Annotated in this window: 25 protein-coding genes; 7 read left to right on the top strand and 18 right to left on the bottom strand. The window is 67.3% G+C overall.

What is annotated here, in order from left to right:
• Positions 1 to 167 precede the first annotated feature (167 nt).
• Positions 168 to 1,229 (top strand): extracellular catalytic domain type 2 short-chain-length polyhydroxyalkanoate depolymerase, encoded by a 1,062-nt coding sequence (locus IP92_RS16635; RefSeq protein WP_229418833.1) that lies wholly within the window; start codon positions 168 to 170, stop codon positions 1,227 to 1,229.
• On the opposite strand, the gene gabD is transcribed toward IP92_RS16635, so the two are convergent.
• The 11 genes from gabD to dgoD all read right to left on the bottom strand — a co-directional run bounded on the left by gabD (position 1,201) and on the right by dgoD (position 15,419).
• The gene (gene gabD, locus IP92_RS16630; RefSeq protein WP_145876965.1) at positions 1,201 to 2,652 is read right to left on the bottom strand and encodes an NADP-dependent succinate-semialdehyde dehydrogenase; all 1,452 of its coding nucleotides are present in this window, start codon (positions 2,650 to 2,652) and stop codon (positions 1,201 to 1,203) included. The genes IP92_RS16635 and gabD overlap by 29 nt on opposite strands.
• Before the next feature lie 195 nt (positions 2,653 to 2,847).
• Positions 2,848 to 3,654 (bottom strand): PPK2 family polyphosphate kinase, encoded by an 807-nt coding sequence (locus IP92_RS16625; protein ID WP_145876963.1) that lies wholly within the window; start codon positions 3,652 to 3,654, stop codon positions 2,848 to 2,850.
• Complete coding sequence (locus IP92_RS16620) at positions 3,651 to 4,607, bottom strand: LysR substrate-binding domain-containing protein (RefSeq protein ID WP_145876961.1); 957 nt, start codon at positions 4,605 to 4,607, stop codon at positions 3,651 to 3,653. The genes IP92_RS16625 and IP92_RS16620 overlap by 4 nt, the downstream gene beginning before the upstream one ends.
• 32 nt (positions 4,608 to 4,639) lie before the next feature.
• Positions 4,640 to 5,413 carry an SDR family oxidoreductase gene (locus IP92_RS16615; protein ID WP_145876959.1) on the bottom strand — a complete coding sequence of 258 codons (774 nt, stop codon included), beginning with the start codon at positions 5,411 to 5,413 and terminating at the stop codon, positions 4,640 to 4,642.
• A 1-nt stretch (position 5,414) separates the two neighbouring features.
• The gene (locus IP92_RS16610; protein ID WP_145876957.1) at positions 5,415 to 6,638 is read right to left on the bottom strand and encodes a glycoside hydrolase family 53 protein; all 1,224 of its coding nucleotides are present in this window, start codon (positions 6,636 to 6,638) and stop codon (positions 5,415 to 5,417) included.
• A gap of 14 nt (positions 6,639 to 6,652) precedes the next feature.
• Complete coding sequence (locus tag IP92_RS16605) at positions 6,653 to 7,555, bottom strand: SMP-30/gluconolactonase/LRE family protein (protein WP_145876955.1); 903 nt, start codon at positions 7,553 to 7,555, stop codon at positions 6,653 to 6,655.
• Positions 7,555 to 10,197, bottom strand: coding sequence for a TonB-dependent receptor (locus IP92_RS16600; protein WP_145876952.1), 2,643 nt, complete (start codon positions 10,195 to 10,197; stop codon positions 7,555 to 7,557). Before IP92_RS16600 ends, IP92_RS16605 begins: the two co-directional genes overlap by 1 nt.
• A gap of 24 nt (positions 10,198 to 10,221) precedes the next feature.
• On the bottom strand, positions 10,222 to 12,663 hold the full coding sequence (locus IP92_RS16595) for a beta-galactosidase (RefSeq protein ID WP_145876950.1): 2,442 nt from the start codon (positions 12,661 to 12,663) through the stop codon (positions 10,222 to 10,224).
• Positions 12,664 to 12,715: 52 nt separating this feature from the next.
• On the bottom strand, positions 12,716 to 13,333 hold the full coding sequence (locus IP92_RS16590) for a 2-dehydro-3-deoxy-6-phosphogalactonate aldolase (protein ID WP_145876948.1): 618 nt from the start codon (positions 13,331 to 13,333) through the stop codon (positions 12,716 to 12,718).
• Entirely contained in the window at positions 13,330 to 14,277 is a 948-nt protein-coding gene (locus IP92_RS16585; RefSeq protein ID WP_145876946.1) for a 2-dehydro-3-deoxygalactonokinase, read from the bottom strand. Before IP92_RS16585 ends, IP92_RS16590 begins: the two co-directional genes overlap by 4 nt.
• Positions 14,271 to 15,419 carry a galactonate dehydratase gene (gene dgoD, locus IP92_RS16580; RefSeq protein WP_145876944.1) on the bottom strand — a complete coding sequence of 383 codons (1,149 nt, stop codon included), beginning with the start codon at positions 15,417 to 15,419 and terminating at the stop codon, positions 14,271 to 14,273. Before dgoD ends, IP92_RS16585 begins: the two co-directional genes overlap by 7 nt.
• Positions 15,420 to 15,628: 209 nt before the next feature.
• Between dgoD and IP92_RS16575 the strand changes: the two genes are divergently transcribed.
• Positions 15,629 to 16,171, top strand: coding sequence for an acyl-CoA thioesterase (locus IP92_RS16575; protein WP_145876942.1), 543 nt, complete (start codon positions 15,629 to 15,631; stop codon positions 16,169 to 16,171).
• Here IP92_RS16575 and IP92_RS16570 read toward each other — a convergent pair.
• The 7 genes from IP92_RS16570 to IP92_RS16540 form a co-directional block, all read right to left on the bottom strand.
• The gene (locus IP92_RS16570) at positions 16,168 to 17,418 is read right to left on the bottom strand and encodes a type II toxin-antitoxin system HipA family toxin (protein WP_145876940.1); all 1,251 of its coding nucleotides are present in this window, start codon (positions 17,416 to 17,418) and stop codon (positions 16,168 to 16,170) included. The two genes, IP92_RS16575 and IP92_RS16570, sit on opposite strands and share 4 nt — an antisense overlap.
• Positions 17,405 to 17,758, bottom strand: a complete 354-nt coding sequence (locus tag IP92_RS16565; protein WP_145876938.1) for a helix-turn-helix domain-containing protein — start codon at positions 17,756 to 17,758, stop codon at positions 17,405 to 17,407. The genes IP92_RS16570 and IP92_RS16565 overlap by 14 nt, the downstream gene beginning before the upstream one ends.
• A 217-nt stretch (positions 17,759 to 17,975) precedes the next feature.
• Positions 17,976 to 18,260 (bottom strand): hypothetical protein, encoded by a 285-nt coding sequence (locus IP92_RS16560; protein ID WP_145876936.1) that lies wholly within the window; start codon positions 18,258 to 18,260, stop codon positions 17,976 to 17,978.
• A 173-nt stretch (positions 18,261 to 18,433) separates the two neighbouring features.
• Positions 18,434 to 18,643, bottom strand: a complete 210-nt coding sequence (locus tag IP92_RS16555) for a cold-shock protein (protein ID WP_145876934.1) — start codon at positions 18,641 to 18,643, stop codon at positions 18,434 to 18,436.
• A 261-nt stretch (positions 18,644 to 18,904) separates the two neighbouring features.
• Entirely contained in the window at positions 18,905 to 19,417 is a 513-nt protein-coding gene (locus tag IP92_RS16550) for a GNAT family N-acetyltransferase (protein WP_199271786.1), read from the bottom strand.
• Positions 19,417 to 21,036: an FAD-dependent oxidoreductase gene (locus IP92_RS16545; protein WP_145876933.1), complete on the bottom strand. Its 1,620-nt coding sequence runs from the start codon at positions 21,034 to 21,036 to the stop codon at positions 19,417 to 19,419. Before IP92_RS16545 ends, IP92_RS16550 begins: the two co-directional genes overlap by 1 nt.
• A 10-nt stretch (positions 21,037 to 21,046) precedes the next feature.
• Positions 21,047 to 22,558 (bottom strand): polyamine aminopropyltransferase, encoded by a 1,512-nt coding sequence (locus tag IP92_RS16540; RefSeq protein WP_145876931.1) that lies wholly within the window; start codon positions 22,556 to 22,558, stop codon positions 21,047 to 21,049.
• A gap of 53 nt (positions 22,559 to 22,611) precedes the next feature.
• Here IP92_RS16540 and IP92_RS16535 point away from each other — a divergent pair, with 53 nt between their 5' ends.
• Genes IP92_RS16535 through speD form a run of 5 tightly spaced genes read left to right on the top strand, consistent with a single transcriptional unit; the run spans position 22,612 to position 26,046 of the window.
• Positions 22,612 to 22,998, top strand: a complete 387-nt coding sequence (locus IP92_RS16535) for a DUF350 domain-containing protein (RefSeq protein WP_145876929.1) — start codon at positions 22,612 to 22,614, stop codon at positions 22,996 to 22,998.
• A gap of 13 nt (positions 22,999 to 23,011) precedes the next feature.
• Entirely contained in the window at positions 23,012 to 24,046 is a 1,035-nt protein-coding gene (locus IP92_RS16530; RefSeq protein WP_145876927.1) for an SPFH domain-containing protein, read from the top strand.
• 4 nt (positions 24,047 to 24,050) lie between these two features.
• Positions 24,051 to 25,511, top strand: coding sequence for a DUF4178 domain-containing protein (locus tag IP92_RS16525; protein WP_145876926.1), 1,461 nt, complete (start codon positions 24,051 to 24,053; stop codon positions 25,509 to 25,511).
• Positions 25,508 to 25,675 carry a hypothetical protein gene (locus IP92_RS30230; RefSeq protein WP_199271785.1) on the top strand — a complete coding sequence of 56 codons (168 nt, stop codon included), beginning with the start codon at positions 25,508 to 25,510 and terminating at the stop codon, positions 25,673 to 25,675. Before IP92_RS16525 ends, IP92_RS30230 begins: the two co-directional genes overlap by 4 nt.
• On the top strand, positions 25,672 to 26,046 hold the full coding sequence (speD, locus tag IP92_RS16520) for an adenosylmethionine decarboxylase (protein ID WP_145876924.1): 375 nt from the start codon (positions 25,672 to 25,674) through the stop codon (positions 26,044 to 26,046). Before IP92_RS30230 ends, speD begins: the two co-directional genes overlap by 4 nt.
• Positions 26,047 to 26,057 lie beyond the last annotated feature (11 nt).

Genomic DNA, 26,057 nt, shown 5'->3' with positions numbered 1-26,057 from the left:
CTCGGCCGCAAAGAGGCGTTTCGTTCCGCAGGCACGATTGAGGGGGATTAAAAATGGCAAGCCGCCTTGTTCGAGAATTCGACTCCATTGCGTTCCGGGAGTCCGTCATGAAACGTCATCGCACTTTACTCGTCCGTGGGCTTGTCGCCCGGGTTTTGCTCGTGACTATGCTGGCCGCCACGCTGGCCGGCACGCTGGTGCCGCAGCCCGCGCTCCATGCGCAGGGCGCGCCGTTGCCGGTGATGCGCACGAGCCAGCTGTCCGTGTCCGGCCTGTCTTCCGGCGGCTACATGGCCGTGCAGTTCGATGTCGCGTATTCCGGCAGTGTCGTCGGCGCCGGCATCGTGGCCGGCGGCCCGTATGCCTGTTCGCGCGGGAACGTCAGCATCGCCACGACGATCTGCAGCTGCACGAACGGCACGCCATGGTGCGGCGTCTATCCCGGCGGCACCAACGTGCCGGACCTGATCGAGACGACCGGCGGCTATGCCGCGCGGGGCGCCATCGATTCGCCGGCGAACCTGGCCAACCAGCGCATCTGGCTGTTCTCCGGAATTGCCGACAGCGTTGTGCCGATGGCCGTGATGAACGACCTGAAGGCTTACTACCGGCACTACATCCCGGCCGAGAACATCAGCTACCGCAACGATATCCGCGCCGAGCATGCGATGCCGACGGACGGTTTCGGCAACCGCTGCAACCAGCTTGGTTCGCCCTACATCAACAACTGCGGCATCGACGGCGCGGGGGAGCTGCTGCAATGGATCTACGGCCCGCTGACGCCGAAGGCGGGCAACGAACCGACCGGCCGCTTCGTCGAATTCGACCAGGGCGAATTCCTGCGCAACCCGACCGACCATGGCATGGCGCCGACGGGCTGGCTGTACATCCCGCCCGGCTGCGAGGGTGACGGCGAGGGCTGCAAGCTGCACGTGGCCTTCCACGGCTGCAAGCAGACGGCGGCGCTGGTCGGCGATGCGCACATCCGCAACGCGGGCTACAACGGCTGGGCGGACGCGAACCGGATCGTGATCCTGTACCCGCAGGCCGCGCCGTTGTACCCGTTCACGAACCCGAACTCGTGCTGGGACTGGTTCAGCTACGACGACCCGGACTACGCACTGAAGTCCGGGCACCAGATGCTGGCGGTGAAGAAGATGACGGAACGGCTGATGGGGGCGGCCCCCACCCAGCCGCCCGTCAGATGCCGCCGAGGCAGATGTACTTGATGACGAGGTAGTCGTCGATGCCGTACTTCGAGCCTTCGCGGCCCAGGCCCGATTGCTTGACGCCGCCGAACGGCGCGACGTCCGTCGAGATCAGGCCCGTGTTGACGCCGACCATGCCGGATTCCAGGCCTTCGGCGACGCGCCATACGCGGCCGATGTCGCGCGAGTAGAAGTAGGCGGCCAGGCCGAACTCGGTGCTGTTGGCCAGCGCGATGGCTTCGTCGTCCGTCTTGAAGCGGAACAGCGGTGCCAGCGGCCCGAACGTCTCTTCGCTCGCGACGATCATCTGGTCCGTCACGTCTGCGATCACCGTCGGTTCGAAGAAGCTGTGGCCCAGCGCGTGGCGGTGGCCGCCCGTCAGCAGGCGGCCGCCCTTGGCCAGCGCGTCGGCGACGTGCTGCTCCACCTTCTGCACGGCCTTGTCGTCGATCAGCGGGCCTTGCGTGACACCCGGCTCAACGCCATTGCCGACCTTCAGCTGCTTGACGGCCGCTGTGAACTTCGCGGCGAACGCTTCGTACACGCCATCCTGCACGTAGATGCGGTTCGCGCACACGCAGGTCTGGCCGGCGTTGCGGTACTTCGACGCGATCGCGCCCTCGACGGCCGCATCCAGATCCGCATCGTCGAACACGATGAACGGCGCATTGCCGCCCAATTCCAGCGACAGCTTCTTGATCGTCGGCGCGCACTGCTGCATCAGGATGCGGCCCACCTGCGTGGAACCGGTGAACGTCAGCTTGCGCACGATCGGGTTGGAGCACATCTCGGCACCGATTTCCTTCGGCGCACCGGTGACGACGGAGAACACGCCCGGCGGCACGCCGGCGCGTTCGGCCAGCACAGCGAGGGCCAGCGCCGAGAACGGCGTCGCTTCGGCGGGTTTCAGCACCATCGGGCAGCCGGCCGCCAGCGCGGGGCCGGCCTTGCGGGTGATCATCGCGATCGGGAAGTTCCACGGCGTGATCGCCGCGCACACGCCGATCGGCTCCTTCGTGACGACGAGGCGCTTGTCCGGCCAGGGCGATTGCAGGGTGTCGCCGGCGATGCGCTTGGCTTCCTCGGCGAACCACTCGATGAAGCCGGCGCCAAACGCCACTTCGCCCTTGGCTTCCGCGAGCGGCTTGCCCTGCTCGGTGGTCATCAACAGGGCCAGGTCGTCCGCGTTCTCGGTGATCAGGTCATACCACTTGCGCAGCACGGCGGCGCGCTCTTTCGCGGTTTTCTTTCTCCACGCGGGCCACGCGGCGTTGGCGGCTTCGATGGCGCGGCGCGTCTCGGCCGTGCCCATGTTCGGCACGGTGCCCAGTTTCTCGCGGGTGGCGGGGTTGGTGACGACGATCGATTCGCCATTGTCGGCATCGGCCCACTGGCCGTTGACGTAAGCCTGCTGGCGCAGCAGGGTGGGATCTTTGAGCTGCATGGTCAGTCTCCGTGATGAGATGGGGAGAAGAGAGACGGACACTATGCCACAGCGTGAAAAGGTTTGCAGGCGGGGTGCTCGCGTGCTGTGGGCGGATTTAAAACCCAGAAGCAAACCCTGGGGTCAGACCCGGCGGGTCTGACCCCGGCTTCTGCCTTTGGTTCTAACGGACGTTACCTGCATGCACGCAATGTATTACTTAAGCCGCACTTTCGCGAGCTTCGCATCCCCCGGCGGAAACGCCAGCTCCATGCCGCGCAGCGTTTCGGCAAGCAGCATGGCGACGGCGATGTCGCGGTGCGGTTTCGAGTCGGCGGGGACGATGTACCACGGCGCGTGCGGCGCGTCCGTTTCGGCCAGCGCTTTTTCGTAGGCCGCGTGGTACTCGGCCCACTGCTCGCGGTGCTTCAGGTCTTCCGGGTCGAATTTCCAGTGCTTGTCCGGATTGTCGATGCGCTCCTGCAGCCGGCGCTTCTGCTCGTCCTTCGAGATGTGCAGGAACACCTTCAAGAGCACCGTGCCGGTCTCCGTCAGCATCCGTTCGAAGTCGCGGATCTGCGCGTAGCGCCGCGCCAGGTCCTTGGCATCGATCTGGCCGTAGACGACGGGGTGCAGCACGTCCTCGTAATGGCTGCGGTTGAAGACGGCGATCTCGCCCTTCCGCGGCACCTGCGTGTGCACGCGCCACAGGAAGTCGCGCGCCGTCTCGGCCGCCGTCGGCACGTCGAAACGCACCGGGCGCAGGCCCATAGGATTGATCTTGCGGAACAGGTTGTGCACGGTGCCGTCCTTGCCGGCGCAGTCGACGCCCTGCAGCACCAGTAGCACCTTGCGATCGCGTTCCGCGTACAGCTTTTCCTGCAGCTCGGCGATCTCCTTGTGCAGCGCCTTGCCGAGGTGCTTGTCCTCTTTGTCGACACCGGTGCACAGTGGGGTCGCCGCCGCGTCTTCGTCCTTCAGCACGGGGTGTTCGCCCGCGCGGAAAAGCTTGGTTGCCTTCATCCATTCTCCCGGGGGTAGCGCTGCGCGGCCACTTCGCGCAGCGTGGCGAGCATCGCCTCCGCCCCCGGCGAGAGCCGATGCTGCCTGCGTGTGACGATACCATACAGGTCCATCGTCAGCCCCAGGTCGTAGGGCAGTATCGTGACAGCCCCCATGTCCAGGTAGGGTTTCACCAGTTCGGCCGGCAGCGCGGCCACCATGCGGCTGCCCGCCAGCAGGTTGACGATGACGGGCAGCGCCAGCGATTCCACCGTGTCCGACGGCGGTTCGAGGCCGTTGGACAGGAACATCGCCGTCAACCGGTCGCGCAGGATCGAGCCGGCCGGCGGCATGATCCACGGTTCCTGCGCCATGTCTTCCAGCTTCAGGTCGGTGCGTTCGGCCAGCGGGTGGCCGGTGCCGGCAATGAGGCTGTGTGGCTCGTCGGTGACGGGTTCGAAATGCAGTTCGGCCGCGGCGTTCGAGTCGAGCACGCGGCCGATGACGATGTCCAGCTCCCCGGCACGCAGCTTCTCGGTAAGGATCTTGCTGGTATCGACGGTGACGGAGACGCGCACCCTGGCGTGGCGCGATTTCAGCAGCTTGATCGCATCCGTCAGCAAGCCCGCCGACGGCGTCAGCACGGCGCCGACGGCCACCTTGCCGGACAGCCCGGCCAAGAGCTCCATCACTTCCTGGTGCGCCGCATCCATCTCGGCCAGTGCGGCGCCGGCGCGGCGGATCAGCACTTCGCCATACCACGTGGGCAGCACGCCGCGCGGCAGCCGTTCGAACAGCTGCACGTTCAGCGCGTGTTCCAGTTCGGCCAGCAGTTTCGACGCGGCGGGTTGCGTCAGGTTCGCGGCCTGCGCCGCATGCAGGATCGAGCCGTGGCGACCGAGTTCCACCAGCAGCACGAGCTGGCGCATCTTCAGGTGGGAACGTACGAACCGGTCGGAGAGGATGTCGTGCATGCGGGAGAACCGCTGTCAATCAATAATGAGCGTCATTCATGATAGAGCTGCGACCTGCCCCCGTCAATCAGGATGTCCGTGGCATTGATGAAGCGCGCCTCGTCGCTGGCGAGGAACAACGCGGTGTACGCCACCTCCTCCGGTTCGCCGATCCGCTTCACCGGCAGCAGCGCCGCCTGGCGTGCCCGCTCGCCTTCCGGGTCGGGGCACGACGCGAGCCACGCGGCGATATTGTCCGTCATGATCAGGCCCGGCGAGATCGAGTTCACGCGCACGCCGCGCGCCGCGTACTCGATGCCCAGCGATTTCGTCAGGCCGATCAGCGCATGCTTCGCCACCGGATACGGAAAGCAGCCGGGAATGATCTTGTGCGCGTGGACGGACGCGATGTTGACGATGCTGCCGGCGCCTTGCTCCAGCATCGGGCCGAGCGCTGCGCGGCTGACGTTCCACGCGCCTTCCAGGTCGACGGCGAAGCAGCGCCGCCATTCCTCCTCGGTCGTTGCGAGCGGATCGGTGAACACGTTCATGCCCGCGTTGTTGACGACGATGTCGACGCGGCCGAAGCGCTCCAGCGTCTTGCCGACCATGGCATCGACCTGCGCGCGGTCGGCGATGTCCGCAGCCACGAACAGCGTGTCGCGGCTGCCCAGTTCCTCGCGCACGTCGACCGCGTGTTCGTCGTCGCGGTGGCTGTTCAATACCACCTTCGCTCCCTCGGCCACGAACAGCCGCGCCACCGCCTTGCCGATGCCCTGCGTGGAGCCGGTGACGATGGCGACTTTCCCTTTCAAGCGATCCGGCATGTCAGTTCTTTCGCTGTTGTTGTTCCTGCATGTGCTTGCGCCACGTGTCCAGCACCGGCAGCGCGCGGCCCTGGAAGTCGAACAGCGTGGTGTTCGACACCACGTTCGGCCCCGCCTTGCCGTCCGCATCGCGCACGGCCCAGCCGATGCCCGGCGTCTCGATCATCACCGGGTCCCAGTACAGCACGCCCAGCACGCGGTCGGTCTTGCGCAGTGCGCCCAGCAGCTCGTCGACGAACGCGGCCTGCCCTGCCGGGCTGCTCATCGCGGCCGGATATGGCCCGTTGTCGGACAGCTGGCCCGGATAGCCGTTCGGCAGCTTCGGCGTCCAGTTGAAGCCCGCTTCCATCACGAACAGGTCGCGGTCGTAGCGCTGCGTGATCTCGCGGGCGAACGCCGTCAGCTGCGCCACGTTGCGCTTGGTCCAGAACGGGTAGTACGACGCGCCGATCACATCGAACTGCACCTTCTGCTCGCGCAGGTGGTCGAAGTAATGGCGGTACTTGGCGACATTGCCGCCGTCGTCCAGGTGGACGATCACGCGCGACGCCGGCGACACCGCCTTCACGCCGTCATAGCCCGCCTGCAGCAGCGCGCCGAGGCGCTGCCAGTTGCCGTCCAGCGTCTTGCCCTGCAGCTGGCCGTACGGGTACAGCATGCCGTGCTCGATCTCGTTGCCGACCGAGACGTATTGCGGCGTCGTGCCCTGCGCTTGCAACGCCTGCATCACGTCGCGCGTGCGCTCGAACACGAGCTGGCGCAGGCGCGCGAAGCGGGCCGCGTCGTCGGGCAGCTTGTCGAGCTCCACGCGCCACGCGGCCGGCACGTTCTGCGTTTTGCTGTTGGTCCAGAAGTCGCTGTAATGGAACGTCAGCTCGATCTGCATGCCCAGGTCGGCGCAGCGTTTGGCGAGCTTCAGCAGGTCCGGCAAGTCCATCGATCCGGCCGGCCAGTGATACCCCTCGTTGCCGTTGCCGGGGCCGGGCCCTTCGTAGAGCCGCAGCCGGGCGATGTTGTGGCCGGATTCGCGCAGGATCGCCAGCGCGTCGCGCGCCTTGCCGTCGCGGTCGCGATAGACGGCGCCGTGCCGCTCCATCAGCGGCAATACGGACACGTCGCCGCCCGCCAGCAGCGGTTCGTTGGCCGCCGCCGGGGCCGCGATGGCGAGCGTCAGGGTGCACAGGGCCGCCGCCAGCGCGAGCGGGCGGAGTATGTTCTTCTTCATTTGATCTCCTGGTGTTACGGGTTGTCGTCGTCGAACAACGTGTCGGGGATGCCGCGTACGCCCGGCACGGCCAGCCGGAACAGGCTGCCGCCGCTGCCGCTGTCGTCCCTGCCGGTCCTGCCCTGCCGCGCGCTGGCGACCAGCAGCGTGTCCAGCGCGGCGCCGCCGAATGCGGGCCGGGTCGGATGCGGCACCGGCAACGTCCATGCGCGCATCCGCTCGCCCGCCGGCGACCAGCGCGTCAGCCGGCCCGTGCCCCATTCGGCATTCCACAGGCAGCCGTCGCTGTCGACGACGGCGCCGTGCGGGCGGGCGTCCGCCAGCTCGGCGAACGGCCGCACGTCGGCCACCTGCGCGGTGGTCGGGTCGTACGCGCACTGCATGATGCGGTGTTCGTGCGCGTCGCTGAAATACATCGTGCGGCCGTCCGGCGCGAAGCAGATGCTGCCCGCGACGGCGGCCGCGGGCAGCGCCAGCCGGCGCAGTCCGTGGGCTTGTGAGTACTGGTAAAAACTGCCGATCGCGCGCGGCTGCGCCGCCTCGATCCGCGTACCGAACACGAAATTGCCGTGCCGGTCCGTGCGGCCGTCGGCCACGCGGGTGCGCGGCTCGGCCGGATCGACGGCGACGACTGGGCGCAGCGCCAGGTGGCGCGGCGCGACCTTGCCACCTGGCGGCTCGGCGACGCACAGCCATTTGGCCAGCGCCACCAGCATGCGCCCGGAACGGCAAAACGCGAAGCTGCCGGCGCGGTCAGGCAAGCGGCACGCGGCGGGGGCCGGCGCGCCTTCGGTCCAGGCGTACAGCGTGGCGGCCGGCACGTCCGTCCACCACCAGCGATTGCCGCCGTGCTGCCACAGCAGGCCATCGCCCAGCAGCGAGCGGTGCGCCAGCGCCACCTGTACGCCCGCGTCCATCACAGGTTCGCTTGCAGGCTGATGCCGAAGCGGCGATCGTCCGCGTAACGGCCGTACGGCGTGCCGGTCACGCCGTAGTAGCTGCTGCGCGATTTGCGGGTCAGGTTGCTCACCTCGACCGCCAGCTTCAGGTTCTTCGTCAGCGCATAGCTCGCGTACGCATCGACCAGGCCGTAGCCGTTCATGTACACCGGCGTCTGCATCATCGTGGCGCCGTTGTTCACGTAGTAGTTCTGCGTGCCGGACAGGTACTTGCCGCGGTAGTTGTACGCCAGGCGCAGCGCCACGTCCTGCCAGTCGTACATGCCGACGATGTTGTAGCTGCGCTTCGACAGGCCTTCCAGCGCCGTCTGCTGGCCCTGCAGCGGGCCCGGTGCCTTGCTGTCGACGTACGTGAAGTTGGCCTGCACGCCCAGGCCCTTCCAGATACCCGGCAGGTTCGTGAAGAAGCCCTGGTAACCCAGTTCCAGGCCCTTGATCGTGCCATCCTGGCCGTTCGACGGCTTGCGCACGCTGTAGGTGGTGCCGCCGTACTGCACGTCGCCCGTCGTCGTCTGGATGAAGCCGTCGACCTTCTTGTAGAACGCCGCGCCGAACACGTAGTCGCTCTGGCTCAGGTAGTACTCGAGCGTGGTGTCGAACTGGCGCGCCTTCAGCGGCTGCAGGTCCGGGTTGCCGAGATAACCGGTGCGGTCGTTGGCGTTCAGCGACAGGCTCGGGGTCAGCTGGTTGAAGTCCGGCCGCGTCACCACCTTCGATGCGGCGACCCGCGCGATCAGCTTGTCCGTCAACGCGAGCCGCGCGTTCACGCTAGGCAGGAAGTCGTCGTCCTTCGTGTCGGCCTGACGCGGCACGTAGGTGCCGTTGACGGATTCCTGCCATTGCCGCTCGGTTTTCGTGCGCACGTAGCGCACGCCGACGTTACCGGTCAGCGCCTTGCCTGCCAGCTGCGACTCGAAGTCGGCCATGCCGTACAGCGCCTGCGTCTTCTCGGCGAAGTCGAACGTCTGCGCCGCGTCGAAGCCCGGCACCGTCAGGCCCAGCGCGCCGCGCACGGCCTGCGGGTCGCGCAGCCAGTCCAGGTTGGCGATCGACAGCCACTGTTTCGGGAACGTGCCGTCGCCTTCGCGGTGCAGCAGGTCGTTGTACGGAATCACGCCGATCTGGCTGGCGAGACCCGGCAGTGCGCCGCCCACGGCACCCGTGCCGGCGGCATTCCAGATCTCGTTGACGGTGTTGACTTCGGCGCTGGTGGCCTTGCGGTCCGTCAGGCGCACGCCCATCTTGATGCGGGGGATCAGGTCGCTGTCCAGGCTGCGCTCGACGTCGCCGCGCCATGCCGTTTCGCGGCCGTCGTTCTTCTGGCGGAAGTACAGCGCCTTGCTGGCCCAGTACTGCGACGGCGTCGTCAGGTCGGCGGGGTTCGCCAGTTCCGGATAGGCGGACGGGATCTCCGTCGTCAGGTCGTAGGTGAACGCCGGGCTGGTCGTGCCCACGCCCAGGCGCACTTCCTGGTACAGGCGCTGAAAGTCGCTCGTCGTGAAGCCCAGTTCGGACTTGACGGTCCAGCCGTCCACCTTCCAGCTGCCGCCCAGTGCCAGCTGGCGGGTCTTCGTGTTGTTGTCGCCGATGTAGCCGGACGTGCTCATGTCCGCACCATAGAACGTGCCCTTGACGACATTGCCGTTCTCCGCCGTCACGCTGCCCTTCGGCCACATCGCGCCGGCGTTCGTCGCCGCCGACCAGTTCGGCCAGTACGGCGACGCATAGAAGCCGTAGGTATCGGTGGTGGTGTCGAGCTTCGTGTAGTTCGCGTCCAGGTACAGCTCGAGGCCGCGCATCGGCCGCCACTGCAGCGAAGCGTTCACGCCGGTGCGCTCACGCTCGCCCAGTTCGTACGCATACCACGCCCCGATCGGCGCATATACGCCCGAGCCATCCGCCAGCTGGGCCGGCGCGTTCAGCTCCTGCGTGTCCGAGCGATAGTTGCGCTTCTGGCGCGCGACGGACAGCAGCGCGCCGAAGTCCTGGCCATTCACTTTCCACCGGTTCGACACGAGGAACGAGCCTTCGCCGTTGCGCTTGTCCGCGTAATCGGCATCCGTTGCCTTGACCGTGCCGGCCAGCTTCAGGCCGGGGAAATCGAACGGCCGGCGCATCCGCAGGTCGATCACGCCGCCGATGCCGCCTTCGACCTGATCGGCCGTCGGGGTTTTATAGACGTCGGCGCCGGCCAGCAGTTCGGCCGGCACGTCCTGCAGCGACAAGCCGCGTTCCTTGCCGGCCGTGAAAATCGAGCGGCCGTTGACGAGCGTCTGCGTCTGCGACAGGCCGCGGATCTGCACGCGGTCGCCTTCGCCCCGGCTGCGCGAGACCTGCACGCCGGTGATGCGCTGCAGCGCCTCGGCCACGTTAGCGTCGGGCAGCTTGCCGATGTCGTCGGCGACGATCGAATCGACGACCTGATCGGCGTTCTTCTTCAAATCCTGCGCCTTTTGCAGGCTGGCGCGCATGCCGGTGACGACGACTTGTTGCGGCTCGCCCTGTTCCGTGTTTGTTTGCTGGGCGAGTGCCGGCGCCGCGCACAGCGCACAGGCGATCGCGATCGCGTGGCGGCGGCCGGGGGTGTTGCTGAACTTCATACTATCTCCGATGGTTGTGAATTCTTATGGTTTGACGGTGAGCTTGTACACGGGAACGAGGCTCACCTTGTTGACGCGGGCGACCTGCGGCTGGCCGGCGAAATCTGGCCGGCCTTCTTTCGGCAGGTACACGGGGGCATCGGCGCGCAGCGGCAGCACGGCCAGCGACAGGCCGTCCTTCGGCGCCAGCGCCTTCAGGCCGATCTGCCAGCCGTAGCCGCTGTAGTACCAGTCGTCGGCCATGCGCGTGCCGTCGAACAGGCGGCCGATGTCGCCGGTGAAGTCGATCTGCAGCAGGGCATCGGCGATGCCGTCCGGTAGGCGCTTCGGCACTTCGATGCGCCACGTGGCGGCGCTGCGCCAGCTTTCCGGAATCGGCTGCACGGCCGCCTTCGCGAGGCCGCCGATCATCACCGGCGGCGCGCTCTGGGCTTCGCGCAGCTGCGTGAAGCTGCTGGCCAGCTCCACGGCCGGCACCTTCGTTTCGTACACCTGGAACACGCCATCCTTGCCGGTGTTCTTCACGGCGGTGTCGCCGCTCGGCGTGCGGCTCAGCGCCGGGTAGACGGCAAAGCGCATCGCCGGCTCGTCGACGGAGCGCAGCTGCAACGTGCCGCCTTCGACCCATGCCTGCTGGCTGGTCAGCACGAGGCGGCGGCGGCCGCCGAAGTCGGCGATCGTCAGCTGGCGTGCCTGCTCGGCCGTCAGCACCAGCACGTGCACCGGCTTGGCGCCGGCGCGGCGGATCGTCAGCGCCGGCGACGTGCCCGGCCTGGCGACGAACGTCGGCCCTTCTTCGGCCAGCGTGCCGTCGTGTGCCTGCAGCTCGGTCTTCTCCTTCGCGTCGAACGCCATCTCGACCGGGATGTCGCCGCTGGCCGCGAACACGTAAGTGATGCCGTCGGCGCCGCCATCGATGCGGGCGACCGGCTGCGCGGTGGCGTAGCGCAGGCGCGTGCCGTCCATGTCGAAGTTCACCGGCCAGATGAAGTAGGAACCGTTCGTCACGGTGACGGGGCGGCGCGGGAATTCGACGTCGCCACCCGTCAGCTTCACGTTGAAGCGCAACGACAGCGGCGGCATCGTGTACTGGCGCACGTGGTTGTTGACGAACACGAAGGCGGCATCGCCCGCGCTGCGCACGGCCACGCGCGGCGCCTTCAGGTCGTCCGGCCCGGCCGGCACGACGTCCGGCTTACGCACCGTCATCGGCGCCAGGCGGTAGCCGAAGTTGGAGATGAAATAATGGAACGGGCGCAGGTATTCGAGCACGGCACGCTGCTGGCCGTCCGGGCCCAGCGGCGCCTGGAAGTCGTAGTTGATGGCCGGCGTATCGTTGTAGCCGCCGGACAGCGTGCTCTCTTCCAGCGTGGTGCCGCCGACGGGATTGCGGCCGCCGTGGAACATGTAGTAGCCCATCAGGTTCACGCCGGAGCCCAGCTGCACGGGCAGCATCGACGCGATGTCGTCCGGCGACACGACCGGACGGCGGCGGTACATGAACGGCAGGCCGGCGCCATATTCGGCGCCCAGGAATGGCGTCTTGTCGATATCCGATTCGGCGGTGCCCGGGCTGTGCGCGCGCGTTTGCGCACCGAGGTCGCCGGACACCCGGCTGTCGAAGCGGAACGCATACGTTTCCTTCGGCGCCAGCTCGCTGGTGGAGACGGCCCACGGCTCGTCAGGATAGCCACCGAACACCGGCGTCACTTCGCCGGACGGGTAGACGGTGCCGTCCCAACCCGTCACCGTGTAGAACGGCACGTCCATGCCGGCCTGGCGCGCCAGCTTCTTCAGCGTGGCGATGTGCGTCGCGCCCTGGCCGGGGCCCGTCAGGTTGTATTCGTTTTCCAGCTGGATGCCGATGACGGGGCCGCCGTCCCTCCACAGGCTGCCTTTCAGCTGCGTGCCGATCTCGCGGTACAGCCGGCCCACGTAGCGCAGGTATTGCGGATCGTCGGCACGCGTGCGCATGCTGTCCACGACCCAGTCCGGAATGCCGCCGTAGCGTACTTCCGCATGCACCCATGGGCCGACGCGCACGACGGCCTTCAGCCCCAGCTTGCCGCACAGCTGCACGAAGCGGCGCAGGTCGCGGTTGCCCTTCCAGTCGAACGCGCCGTCCTTCGGCTCATGGTGCGTCCAGATCACGTAGGTGGCGACGACGGTGATGCCGGCGGCCTTCATCTTGGCCAGCTCCGATTCCCACATCCACTCCGGGCTGCGGGTGTAATGGAACTCGCCCATCACGGGCATCCACGGCTTGCCGTCCAGGGTCAGGTAGCGATTGTTGGCGCCCAGCGTATGGCCGGACGGCGAGGCGGTGCTGCCCAGCCGCAGGTAGCCGGCGACAGGCTTGGCGGCGGGGCTGGCGGCATCGATCGTGATCAGCTGCTGCGCGTGCGTGGACGCGAAGGCGGCGCCAAAGGCCAGCGCCAGCGCGGACCGCTTCAAATGCTTGTTCATGCTATCTCCTGTGTTATCCGTTGCCGGCTGTCGCCGCCGGCTGAGAGGGGGTTCAGCGCCAGGCGTCGACGAATGCGCGCGCGTTCGCGGCCACGGCTGCGGCGCCCATGCCCGGCTTGAACAGCGCGGACCCGAGGCCGAAGCCGGCCACGCCGGCGGCGCGAAAGTCTGCCATATTCGCGGGCGTGATGCCACCCACTGGCAGCAAACGGAGCGCGGGGGGCAGCACGGCGCGCATCGCCTTGACGATCGCGGGCGTGACCAGTTCGGCCGGGAACAGCTTCAGCGCGTCGGCGCCGGCCTTGCTGGCGGCGAACGCCTCGGTCGGCGTGGCGACGCCCGGCACGCAGTACATGCCGGCCGCCTTGGCGGCGCGGATCACCTCCACGTCCGCATGCGGCATCACGATCAGCTGGCCGCCGGCGTCACGCACGCGCGCCACGTCTTCCACCTGCAGCACGGTGCCGGCACCGATCACGGCATCGGCCGGCAGGCTGCGCGCCAGGCGCGCGATCGAGTCGAACGGCTCGGGCGAATTGAGGGGCACTTCGATCAGGCGAAAGCCCGCGGCGTACAGCGCGGCGCCGATATCCTCGGCTTCCTGGGGGCGCAGGCCGCGCAGGATCGCGACGAGCGGCAGGCTGGCAAAGGCGGTGTCGAAAACAGTCATGGGGTCTCCAATGGCAAAAGGCCTGCCGCGCGCGCGAGCGCCAGCAGGCCATGCGGGGCCGTGTTGTCCAATACGAGGTCGGCGGGCCGGCCGAAGCGTTGCAGCGCCACCTGGTAGCGGGCGCACAACGGCGGCGCGCCCACCAGCGCCAGCGGCGCGGCGCCGAGCCCCGCCAGCACGCGCCATTGCAGGCCGGCGCGCAGTTCGTGGCCGATCAACAGGCCGGACAGGTAGTCGGCCAGCGCCGCCTCGGGCAGCTTGTGGGTGATGCCCAGGGTGCGCGCGGCGAAGATCTGGTGCGGCAACCCCAGCTCGCCATGGTCGCGCGCCGCATCAACGCCGCGCACGAACGCCTCCGGATCGGCCGGCGCATCGGCGGGCATCAGACGGCCCAGCACCGAATGCTGCCGCAGCACGGCGTACAGCTCACCCGTCATGTGCGTAGCGAAGCGCACGATGCGCTCCTCGTTCACGTGGGTCCATTTCGAGTGGGTGCCGGGCAGCACGACGCAGCTGGCCGCGCGCAGCGACGGCTGCAGGTGCAGCGCGCCGACGATCTGCGTCTCCTCGCCGCGCATCACGTCCGGCGGCAGGCTGGCATCGTCGAACAGCACGCCGGGCACGATGTACGGGCCATCGTCGGGGCGGCGCAACCCGGCCGCCAGCGCGGCGGTACCGGCTGGACAGCGCGCATACGGCACGTCCAGCCAGCCGTGCGCGCTGCCGACCATGCCGCAGGCCAGCAGCGGCAGTTGCGGATGGCTGGCGCGCCATGCGCCGGCCACCTGGTCCAGCGCGGCGACAAACGCGGCGTGGCCCTTGATCGTCGAGGCGCCCTGGCCGGCGCCCGCTTCGTCCAGCAGCGCGCCATCAAAGCCGATCAGCCAGGCGCGCAGGCTCGTGCTGCCCCAGTCGACGCCGATCAGCGCGGGCGTGCTTACCATTCGGCCACGCTGCCGTCCGGGTGACGCCACAGCGGATTGCGCCAGTCTGGCGCGGACTGGCTGGCCGCGATCACGCGCTCCTCGTCGACGATGACGCCCAGGCCCGGCTTGGGCAGCGGCGCGAAGTAGCCGTCCGTGATCTGGAAGTCCTCGCGGTTGATTACGTAGTCGAACAGCTCCGCGCCCTTGTTGTAGTGGATGCCCATGCTCTGCTCCTGCAGCACGGCGTTGTGCGACACGAAGTCCACCTGCAGGCAGGCGGCCAGCGCGATGGGGCCCAGCGGGCAATGCGGCGCCAGCGCCACGTCATACGCCTCGGCCATCGCGGCGATCTTCACGCATTCGGTGATGCCGCCCGCATGCGACAGGTCCGGCTGCACGATGGCGATGCCGCCGCCGTGGAACACGCGCTTGAAGTCGAAGCGCGAGTACATCCGCTCGCCGGCGGCCAGCGGGATCGACGTGGCATCGGCCAGGCGCGGATAGTATTCGGCCTGTTCGGCCAGCACCGGCTCCTCGACGAACAGCGGGCGGTGCGGCTCCAGTTCGCGCAGCAGCACCTTCGCCATCGGCGCCGAGACGCGGCCATGGAAGTCGATGCCGAACTCGATGGAATTACCGAACGCCTCGCGGATCTGCGCGATCCGCGCGACGGCCGCATCGACGGCTTGCGCCGTGTCGATGACGCCCAGCTCCTCGGTGCCGTTCATCTTGAACGTGTGGATGCCGATCTCGCGCAGCGTGAGGATGCCGTCGATGACGTCCGCCGGCCGGTCGCCGCCGACCCAGCTGTACATCTTCATCTTGTCGCGCACGCGCCCGCCCAGCAGCTCGTAGACGGGCACGCCGAGGGCCTTGCCCTTGATGTCCCACAGCGCCTGGTCGATGCCGGCGATGGCGCTCATCAGGATCGGCCCGCCGCGATAGAAGCCGCCGCGGTACATCACCTGCCACAGGTCGTTGATGCGCAGCGGATCCTGGCCGATCAGGTAATCGGACAACTCGTTGACGGCCGCCTCGACGGTGCGCGCGCGGCCCTCGATCACGGGCTCGCCCCAGCCCGTGATGCCTTCATCGGTCTCGATCTTCAGGAACATCCAGCGGGGCGGAACCCGGTACAACGTCAGCTTGGTGATTTTCATGGCGGCCAGAGGGAATGTGGTCAGGCCATAGTAGCGACTTTAGCTAACATTGAAATATTGATTATTTCGCCGGACGTATATCGAATTTACATAGCGGGAAACATTTTGTACGTCATGCAGCCAAGTGACGTGCCGCGCTGACGAGCCCTTGCCAAGACGGCCGTTATGGTTCAGCATGACCGTTCTTTTTTTCGCTGGATCGATACTCGATGAATCTGTGGTTCCGCCTGCTCCTGCTGTTGATCATCACGCCCTTCCGCCCGCGCATCGCCGCGCCGCACGGCGTGTCGCGCCTGAACTTCCGCGTGTGGTTCAACGACCTCGACACGAACGGCCACGTCAACAACGGCCGCTACTGGACGATGTTCGACCTGGGCCGCACCGACATGATGATCCGCATGGGCCTACTGAAAGCGGTGCTGAAGCATAAGTGGACGCCGATCGTCGGCGGCGGCGCGATCCGCTTTCGCCGCGAATTGAAGCTGTTCCAGTCCTTCGTGCTGGAGACGCGCATCGCTTCGTGGACGGAAAACCGCGTCGTGTTCGAGCAGCGCATCCTGGCCGAGGGCGACGTCGTCGCCACCCGCGCGCTCGTGCTGGCGGGGCTGTACGACCGCAAGGCGCGCGGCTTCGTGCCGATCGACGTGATCTTCGGGAAGGTGGGGGTCGAGGGCGCGGTGACGCCGGCCTTGGATCCGGCCGTGCAGGCGATGCTGGAGCTGGATGCGGCGATGAAGGCGAGCGCGGACTAGAGAAGCGCGCCGAGCGCCTTCGTGTTGGCGCGCAAGCGGTCGCGCAACAGTTGCTGCCAAGCCGGGTCGAGCAGATGGGCGACTTGTTCGAAGGCCCGTTCCACACGGATGAGCAGCGCGTCGAGATAGTCCTCCGCTTCCTTCAAACTGGCGAAACCGAAGCGCAACGCATCGGCCAATGCGGCCACGCGGCAGATATCGAAGCGGCCGGCCGACAACTGCAGCGCCAGCGTGCGCGGCGTCTCGACCGGGTTGGGCACGACGTCGTAGGCCGGCGCGAGCCTCCACCGCTGCTCCTCGTGGGAATAGACAATCGCATGGTTGCGCACATGATCGTCGTCGTTGCCGCACAGGGCGTTGAAGAGCATGCGGCCGAACAGTTCACGGCAGTCGTCGATCGGCGCACCGATCAGGCGCAGCTCCTCGGCAAGGCGCGGGTAGCTCCAGCGGTCGAGCTCGCCCGCCCCGCCCGGATACTCCGCTCGCAGCAGCGATGCCGCGCTGACGCACATGAGGCGCCGATCATCCCTGCGATCGAAGCGCAGCACGCGGATCGCGCTCCGGCCAGCGGCGCCGGGGTGGAAGACAGTAGCGGCGAAGTGGAGGCCACTGGCGGCGCCCCATTGCTGCGCCATGTGTTCGAGCCGCGGAATGTCCGCCGCGTCGGTGGCCACTTGCGGCTTCACGATCCAGTACTGGCCCAGTTCATCCTGCACCGTGGCTTTCGGACGGGCACCGCCGACACTGGCCGTCTGTACCAGCCGCTTTCGCAATGCTGAGTCGACGGGCGGCCGGTGCTCGCTCAGCGCGGCCAGTTCTTCGACAAGGGCCGGCAGCCGGGGCAGCTTGGGACTTGCCAACTCGGCGACCGACGGCTTGCGGAAAGCGCCGACGGCCAGCGCCCCCCATCGATCGGCATTCCCGGACAGCAGGAGATAACGCAGCATCGGCGTATCGTCCGGCAGGTTGTGCGCGCGGCGCAGCAGCGCCTGGCCCCAAGCGTCGGGACATGCGTCGCGGAGCACGTCGTGCAACCCGTCATAGCGCGGCGCCGTCCACTCGATTTCCGGATCGAATGGCAGGTTGACGGGATCGATCGACCAGCCTAGCCCCGTTTCGGCATAACTGGGCGCGTAGCGGAACCTGCCGCCAGCCCCATCCCCACTCTTCTGGTAGCGGCCAACAGTGATCCACTCGCCGTTGTCCGGCCGCTGCAAGTACACGTACAGTGGTTTAGAAGTAATCATCGCTACCCCGTTCTTCCCGGCTGAGCCGCACCCGGCGTTGCGGGACCGCGGCGGCGAGCGACTCGCGAAGCGGCGGAGCAACCTCGTCGAAAACGCCCAGCGCCAGCAACGCGGTCAGATAGGTTCCTGCCGCAGCGCCAGGATCGCCGCGTTCCACGCGCCGCAATGTCGCCTCCGAAATGCCAATGCGCGCGCACAAATCGGCGCCCGTGATGCGCTGCCGCAGGCGTTCGTTGCGAACGCAGCGCCCCCATGCGGTCAGGCGCTCTTGCACCAGCGTGGGCGTGGCTTGAGTGGGGAACAGCTTTTTCGGCATGATGAGGACGCTATCGACGGTCAAGTGATCATATCACGGACCATCATAGATAGATGCTTATCCTATATAAACCTTTATCTATGACAGCCACGGCTCAGCGGAACCATCATAGATAATCGCTTATAAAAGATAAAACGCCCTCTATGGCGGCATCGGAGTCGTCAAGTGCCACCTCCTCGGCCGCCGCGTTCTCGGGGCCACGGCCCCGCGAACACCGGTGCGCCGGCACGCCGGCGAGACCTCAGTGAATCGCCGCGCCACGCAGCAGCGGCGGCGGGCGCACGGTCGGTGCGGCGTCCGGATCGACCCACAGCAACCAGCCCAGCACCTCCTGGATGCTCGCCATCCCGCTGTGCAGCGCGGTCCGGGCGGTATGCAGCTCGGCCAGCTCGGCGGTATCTACCGCGTCGGCGGACCAGCTGTCGATCTGGCCGTCCAGCGTGCCCAGATCGGCATGCATTTCCGCATACAGCGCTTCCAGCGCGCAGGCGGCGATTTCCATCTCGTCGCGTTCGGTATCACTCATGTCGCTCTCCTTGTTATTCGCCGGTGCGATTCATCAGCCCAACAATGGACGTCGGTGCCATTATCGCCGCGAATTCGAACGCCGGAAAAACAATAGCCCGCCAAGGCGGGCCATTCATTGCGACAGCGGCGCCCGCGCGATGGCGCGGGACAGGCCGTTATTCGTTGCGACGATCAGATCGCGCGAATATTGCCGGCCTTCTCGCCTTTCGGCCCGGTCGAACGTTCGAACGAGACGCGCTGGTTTTCCGCCAGGCTCTTGAAGCCGGTCGATTGAATGTCCTGGAAGTGCGCGAACAGGTCGGCACCACCGCCGTCAGGGGTGATGAAGCCGAAGCCCTTGGAATCGTTGAACCATTTTACGGTGCCGGTTTGAGTAGTCATGTTTAATCCTTAGAAGTTGCGTGGGCAAAAGCGCCCGGATGCACGTCCGACCAAGCAGGGGTAAAGAAGGAGATCAAACAGGACCGCCGATTCGGCGAGACGGGAAAGAGGCCAACAAAACTGCGACTTGATGTAGTGCGAGACAAACGATACCGCAGTTTCGCGAATCCACCTAAGCATTTCGGATTTATTTTTGTTGCCGTGTTTTTGCCGGATACGGTATTTATTTTATCCCGGCAATATCAAGGCGCCCGAGCTCATCTATTGCCGCTGCTCCCGATCCAACCAGATCCCCAGCAATCCCCCGTCATCCCGACGGTACCCCAGCCGCTCGGACATCCGCAGCGCCCGTTCATTGTGCGGATCGACATCGGCCAGCAACCGGTGCAGCCCCAATTCGCCCGACGCACACGTCGCCAGCAAACGGAGCGCTTCGTACATATGGCCGTGCCCCCATGCGGAACGCCGCAACAGGCAACCGACCTGCGCGGACCGTGCCGGCGCATCGAAGCTGTGCAACCCGCACGTTCCGATCACGTCCCCGCCGTCGGTCCGCACGATCGCCCATTCCAGCGACTCGCCGCTGGCCAGCAGCCGGCGCACGCTCGCCAGCATCACGCCGACCGTGGCCAGGTCGGGAAACGGCTCCTCATCCGTGTAGCGCATCACGAGCGCGTCGCCATAGATCGCGAACAGCGCGGCGGCATCGCCATCCTCCATCGGCCGCAACGCCAGTGCGGCGCCGCGCAGCACGGGAAGGACGGCGGGCAGCATCAGCCCAACGCCGCCCGTGCCGCCTGCCATCCCCACCACGACGCCTCCTCGAATACGGAAAAACCGGACAGGTCCGCGTGGGCAAACAGGATCGGCCCATCCACGTCGCGCAATGCCTGCACACCCTGGTTGGACAGGAACCCCGGCAGCGGCGCCGCCATCGCATGCGCGCGCAGCGTGATGTCGGCGCGCACCACGCAATCGTCGAACGCGCGGCCGTACGCGGCGCGCAGGTCTTCCAGCGCCCGCGCCAGCAACTCCTCGGCCGATGCACCCTGCATCCAGCGCCGCGCGGCCAGCGCGTCGCGGTCCGCCAGCGCGACGTAGCTCGTGAACACGGTGCGCGGCGGCGGGGCCTGGCGGATGTCCTGATGCGTCGACACCACGTAGCCCAGGCCCTGCGTGCCGTGCACCACGTTGTCCCACGACAGCGGCGCTTCCGGCAGCTCGTCGGGAAACCGGTCCAGCAGAAAATTCGTCACGAGCCACGGTGCGTACGCCGGCATGTGCCGGGCGGGGTCGAAGCCATACTGCACGATGTTCTCGACGACGCGGCTGGCCACGAACAGCGGCATCGCGCAGATCGCCTTGCGGGCCCGCACCAGGTACGTGCGCGGCTTGCCGCCTTCCAGCGTGAAGCACAGCGCTTCGACGCCCTTGCCCGCCTGCTTTACGCTGGCGACGGTGCCCGGGATGCGGCGCGCGCCGGCCCGTTCGGCGAGGCGCGTGGCCAGCGGTTGCAGGCCGCCCGGCCACGTCAGCCACGCGCCGTTGTCCGCGTTGGCCGCCTCGCCGCCACGCGCGCAGAAGTAATGCAGGCCGGCCCACGCCGACACGCGGTCGATGCCGGTGCCATAGTCGTCGCGGCAGCAGTAATCGAGGTACCACAGCAGGGTGGGCGCACGGTAGCCGTTCTTGTCCAGCCAGGCCTTGAACGTGATCGTGTCGAGCTGGCGCCAGGCTGGGTCGGTGGACGCGTGCGCCGCGGGCAGCGTGAACACCTTGCGGCGGTCCGCGCCGCGCTGGGTGCGCAGCTTCTCCGTCTCGGCGAAGAAGCGCGCATGCTCGGCCTGTTCCTGCGCGGGCACGCCGGCGCGCGGCAGGATGCCTTCGTGCCAGTGGCCCTGGTACAGCAGGCGCTCGTGCGGCGCGTGCAGCAGCAGCCGTTCGTCGTATTCCGGCTTGGGGCCGAACGGGTCGCGGCGGATGACGCCCAGGTCGTACAGCAGGTGCCGCACGTGCAGGCACTCCTGCGGCGGGATCGGCAGATAGTGCGCGCCGGTCGGGTACGCAAGGTCGCCATACCGCCCGCCGGCCGCGTTGCCGAAGGTTTCCGGCCCCTCGACCAGCAGCACGTCCTCGATGCCTTCCCGCTTCAGCTTCCATGCCGCGGTCAGCCCGGCGATGCCGGAGCCGAGCACCACGACGTCCGCCGCCACCTCCTCCGTCGGGCGTGGCAGTGCATGGCGGTCGCGCAGGAAGTGGCCTTCCGCGCGGCCCGGATCGTGCAGTGCTGGCGCGATCTCGCGCCAGCGCGCGTAACCGGCAATGCCGGCGGCAGCGGCGGCACCTGCCGCGCCGATCGCGGCACTCCAGCGCAGGAAGGAACGGCGTTCCATGTCGACTCCTTCAGCGTATCGTGCGGTGCCAGTCCTGCTCGAACTCGTGCACCAGCGACTGCGAGTCCAGGCGGTTCGGCGCCATCGCCAGCGGCCGCATGTCCGGCGGGAAGCTGAACATCGCCGCCGTCACCGTGCCGTTCAAGAAGCGCATCGGCAGCCGATACGATGCCGGCGGCTCGTAGCGGCCCTGCGGGGTAGCAAGAATGAAGCCCCACTCGCCGAACGACGGCACGTACGCATGATACGGGTAAGTGCGCAAGCCCACTTCACGCAACGTCGCATCGATCGTCCAGAACGCGTGCGGCGCGAAGAACGGCGATGTCGATTGCACCACCACGAGGCCGTTGGCGGCCAGGTGATGCTTGACCATGCCGTAGAACGGCACCGAATACAGCTTGCCAAGGGCGAAGCTGGACGGGTCGGGGAAATCGACGATCACCGCGTCGAACATCGCATCCGAGTGCTCCAGCCAGATCGCCGCATCCGCGTTCACCACCGTCACGCGCGGATCGGACAGCGAACCGTGGTTCAGCGCCGCCAGCTCGGCGCGCGTCTTGAACGCGGCCGTCATCGCCGGATCCAGGTCGACGAGCGTCACGTGTTCGACGTTCTTGTAACGCAGGATCTCGCGCAGCGCCAGGCCATCGCCGCCGCCCAGCACCAGCACGCGCTTCGCCCACGGCAGCCGTTCCAGCGCGGGGTGGACGAGCGCCTCGTGGTACCGGTATTCGTCGCGCGAAGAAAATTGCAGGTTGCCGTTGATGTACAGCCGCAGGTCGTCCTTCCAGCGCGTGATGACGAGGCGCTGGTACGGCGTACTGGTGGCGTAGACGATCTCGTCGCCGAACAGCGCATGCTCGCCGAAGTGCGTCAGCCGGTCCGCGCTGGCGAAACCGAACGCCAGCGCCAGCAGCACGCCGCAAGCGCGCAAGGTGCGGCCGGTAAGGTTCGTGAGCTCGGCGCGGAACACATAAATCGTCCACAGCGCGACGCCGATGTTGAGCATGCCGAACAGGTAGCCGGTGCGCACCAGGCCAAGATACGGCGCGAGCACGAGGGGGAACAGCAGCGACACGGCCAGCGCGCCCAGGTAGTCGAACGTCAGCACGCGGCTGACGATCTCGGCGAACTCCGTCTGCCGCGCGTTCAGCGCGCGCATCACGAGCGGCACTTCCATGCCGACCAGCGTGCCGACCATGAACACCAGCACGTACAGCAGCAGCCGGAAAGGCGCGGCCATCCACGAGAACGTGGTGAACAGCAGTGCTGCCGAGACGCCGCCGATCAGGCCGATCGCCAGCTCGATGTCGACGAAGCGCGCCAGCACGTGCTCGTCCTTCACGTATTTCGACAGGTGGGCGCCGACGCCCATCGCGAACAGGTAGCAACCGATAATGGTGGAGAATTGAAGTACCGAATCGCCCAGCAGGTAGCTGGACAGCGCGCCGGCGATCAACTCATAAGCGAGCCCGCACGAGGCGACGACGAACACGGACAGGATCAGAATCTTTTTGGTCATTGGCCCGTGACTGGATTATTATTTGTTTATCTGCAAGATTGCTACTATAGACCATGTTCGCAGTCGCCAACTACCTGATCCACCTGTGCATCGCCGCCGCGCTGCTGGCCGTGTTCTTCAAGGCCTACACGTGGATGACTCCCTATGACGAAGTGCTGCTGATCCGGCAGGGCAACCACGCCGCCGCGCTGTCGCTGGGCGGTGCGCTGCTGGGCTTCTCGCTGACCATCGCCTCGGGCCTCCTGCACACGCCGAACTACCAGGAGTTCTTTGCCTGGGCCTTCGGCGCGATGGTCGTGCAGGCACTGGCCTACGCGGTGACGACGCGCGCACTGAAAATGGCGAAAGACCAGATCGAGGCGGGCAACAGCGCATTCGGCGCGCTGCTCGGCACGATTTCCCTGTCCATCGGCGGCATCAACGCCGCCTGCATTTCCTGAAGAGAGGTCCTGTATGGGTATCGGCAGCTTCATCAAGAAACAGTTCATCGACGTCCTGCAATGGAACGAGGACGAGGAAGGCGTGCTGGCATGGCGCTATCCGATGCAGGACTTCGAGATCCAGAACGGCGGCGTGCTCGTGGTGCGCGAATCGCAGGTCGCCGTCTTCGTCAACGAAGGCCAGATCGCCGACGTGTTCGGCCCCGGCACGCACAAGCTGACGACGCAGACCTTGCCCGTGCTGACGAACCTGAAGAACTGGGACAAGCTGTTCGACTCGCCGTTCAAGTCGGACGTCTACTTCTTCAGCACCCGCGTGCAGACGGGCCGCAAGTGGGGCACGCCGCAGCCGATCACGATCCGCGACAAGGACTTCGACATGATCCGCGTGCGCGCCTTCGGCATGTATTCGTACCGCGTGACGGATGCCCGCAAGTTCTTCACGGAGATCAGCGGCACGCGCGACACGTACACCCGCGACCAGGTCGAGGACCAGCTGCGCGGCATCATGCTGGCGACGATGGCCAGCTCGCTGGGCGGCGCGAACGTGGCGTTCCTGGACATGGCCGCGAACCAGGCGCTGATGGCGCAGGAGATCAAGGGCGACCTGGCAGACGCGTTCGCGCGCTACGGCATCGGCCTCGATGAATTCAACGTGGCCTCCGTCAGCCTGCCCGAGGAACTGCAGGCGGCGCTGGACGAGCGCATCTCGGCCGGCATGAAGGGCGGCCTGTCGGCCGACAAGATGGCCGGCTTCACGCGCTACCAGACCGCGACGGCCATTCCGCTGGCGGCGCAGAACGAAGGCGGCATCGCCGGCATCGGCGCCGGCCTGGGCGCCGGCGTGACGATCGGCCAGGCGATGGGCCAGGCCGTCGGCGCATCGCTGGCGCCGGCCGCGCCGCAAGCGATGGCACCGGCAGCGGCGGCCGAGGAGTCGATCGAAGCCCGGCTGACGAAGCTGAAAGGCTTGCTGGACAAGGGCCTGATCTCGGCCGCCGATTACGACAGCACCAAGGCCGAGCTGCTGAAAAAGCTGATCGGCTGACGCCTTGCTGACCGTTTCCTGTCCCGGCTGCGGCGCCGAGGTGCGCTTCCGCTCGCACGCGGCCGTGATGGCCGTGTGCGAGTTCTGCCGCACCGGCGTGCTGCGCGATGCCGACAGCGTGCGCGATCTCGGCAAGGTCGCCGAGGCGCTGGAGGATTACTCGCCGATCCAGCTGGGCACCTCCGGCACGTGGGGCGACCGCCCGTTCACCGTGATCGGCCGCCTGCAGCTGCGCTACGACGCCGGCTTCTGGAACGAGTGGTACCTGCTGTTCGACGACGGCGCGGCCGGCTGGCTGGGCGATGCGTCCGGCCAGTACACGATCACCACCTTGCTCGATGCCAGTTCGACGCTGCCGGCGTTCGACGCGCTCGTTCCCGGACAGCGCTACGTGGTGGCGGGCGAGGCATGGATCGCATCCGACGTGCGCACCGCCCGCTGTACCGGCGGCCAGGGCGAACTGCCGTTCAAGGTGGGCGCCGGCTGGGAAGCGCGGGTCGCCGATCTGCGCACCGGCAACCGCTTCGTCACGCTGGATTACTCCGATGACGGTGCGCCGCTCGTCTACGCGGGCGCCGCGGTGGCGCTCGACGCGTTGAAGCCGCAGTTGCTGCGCGACGACGACGAGATCCTGCGCACCGCCGGCAAGTTGCGCGGCAAGGTGGGCGCGCTGGACTGCCCATCCTGCGGCAGCGCGATCGCGTACCTGCCGGGCATGACGGCCAACCTCGTGTGCCCGTCGTGCAGCGCGCAGCTGGATGCGGCCAGCCCGAAGGTGGAAGTGCTGCGCGCCGGCGAGCGGGTGGCGGCCGTGCGCACCACGCTGCCGCTGGGTGCCGAGGGCACGCTGGGCAACCAGAAGCTGACGGTGCTCGGCGTGATGCGGCGCGCGGACGACGAAGGCGAAAGCTGGACCGAGTACCTGCTGTATGGCCCGCGCGCGGGCTTCACGTGGCTCGTCGAAACAGGCGACGGCTGGCAGCGCGCCGACGTGCTGGACGACTGGCCGGCGCTGCGCGGCGACCGTGTGGTGGCCGGCGGCTCCTCGTATCGCAAGCTGTACGACTATCCGGCGCGGGTGACGTTTGCCGCGGGTGCCTTCAACTGGCGCGTGCAGGTGGGCGACGTGACGCAAGTGGAGGAGTTCGAGTTGGGCACGACGACGCTGGCGGCGGAGCGCACCGCGCACGAACTGACGTGGTCGCGGTCGACCAAAGTGGCCTACGACCAGCTGCGCGCATGGTTCCCGACGGTGTTCGGCGCGGTTGCGGCGCCGCTGGCGAAGGGCGGGCTGCGCATCGGCTCACGCTACCGCGGCGCCGCGAAGATGATGATCATCCTGCTCGTGGTGTTGAACGCGATTCCGCTGATCGCCAATTTTTCCAGCACGTTTGCCTTTGTCGTGCTGGGCGGGCTCGCGCTGTACCTGCCTGCCACCTTCCTCGATAACAACGATAGCGAATGAAGAAGTTCTGGATGTACGGCCTGGCGGTCGTCCTGTTCTCGACGGTGCTCAGCTGGAGCAATATGGGTGGCGGCTCGCGCGGTTACAGCTCGGGTGGCCGCGGCTCCACGTGGTCGTCCAACACGGGTGGCGGCAGCTGGAGCGGCGGCGGAGGCCACAAGTGACGACGCCCCATCGCGCCGCGGGCACCCACCTGCTGGCCGACCTGTCCGGCATCGCCCCAGCGCTGCTGGCCGATTGCGGACGCATCGAAGCGCTGCTGCGCGATGCGGCACTGGCGGCCGGCGCACGCATCGTGCACAGCCACTTCCATCCATTCGGGCCGGGCCTCGGTGTCACCGGCGTCGTGCTGCTGGCCGAATCTCACATTTCGGTGCACACGTGGCCGGAGCACGGCTTTGCGGCCGTCGACATCTTCATGTGCGGCGCCGCAGCCCCGCAACGTGCGCTGGACGTACTGCGTGAAGCGCTGGCTCCGCGCACGTGCACCGTACGCTCGCTGCAACGCGGCGTTGACGAAAGCGCCACGCGGTGAGACACTTGCCA

Source organism: Pseudoduganella flava (genome assembly GCF_007830495.1).
Classification (GTDB): domain Bacteria; phylum Pseudomonadota; class Gammaproteobacteria; order Burkholderiales; family Burkholderiaceae_D; genus Rugamonas; species Rugamonas flava.
Note: the sequence above shows the minus strand (reverse complement) of the source record. Positions and strands in the feature narration are given on the sequence as shown.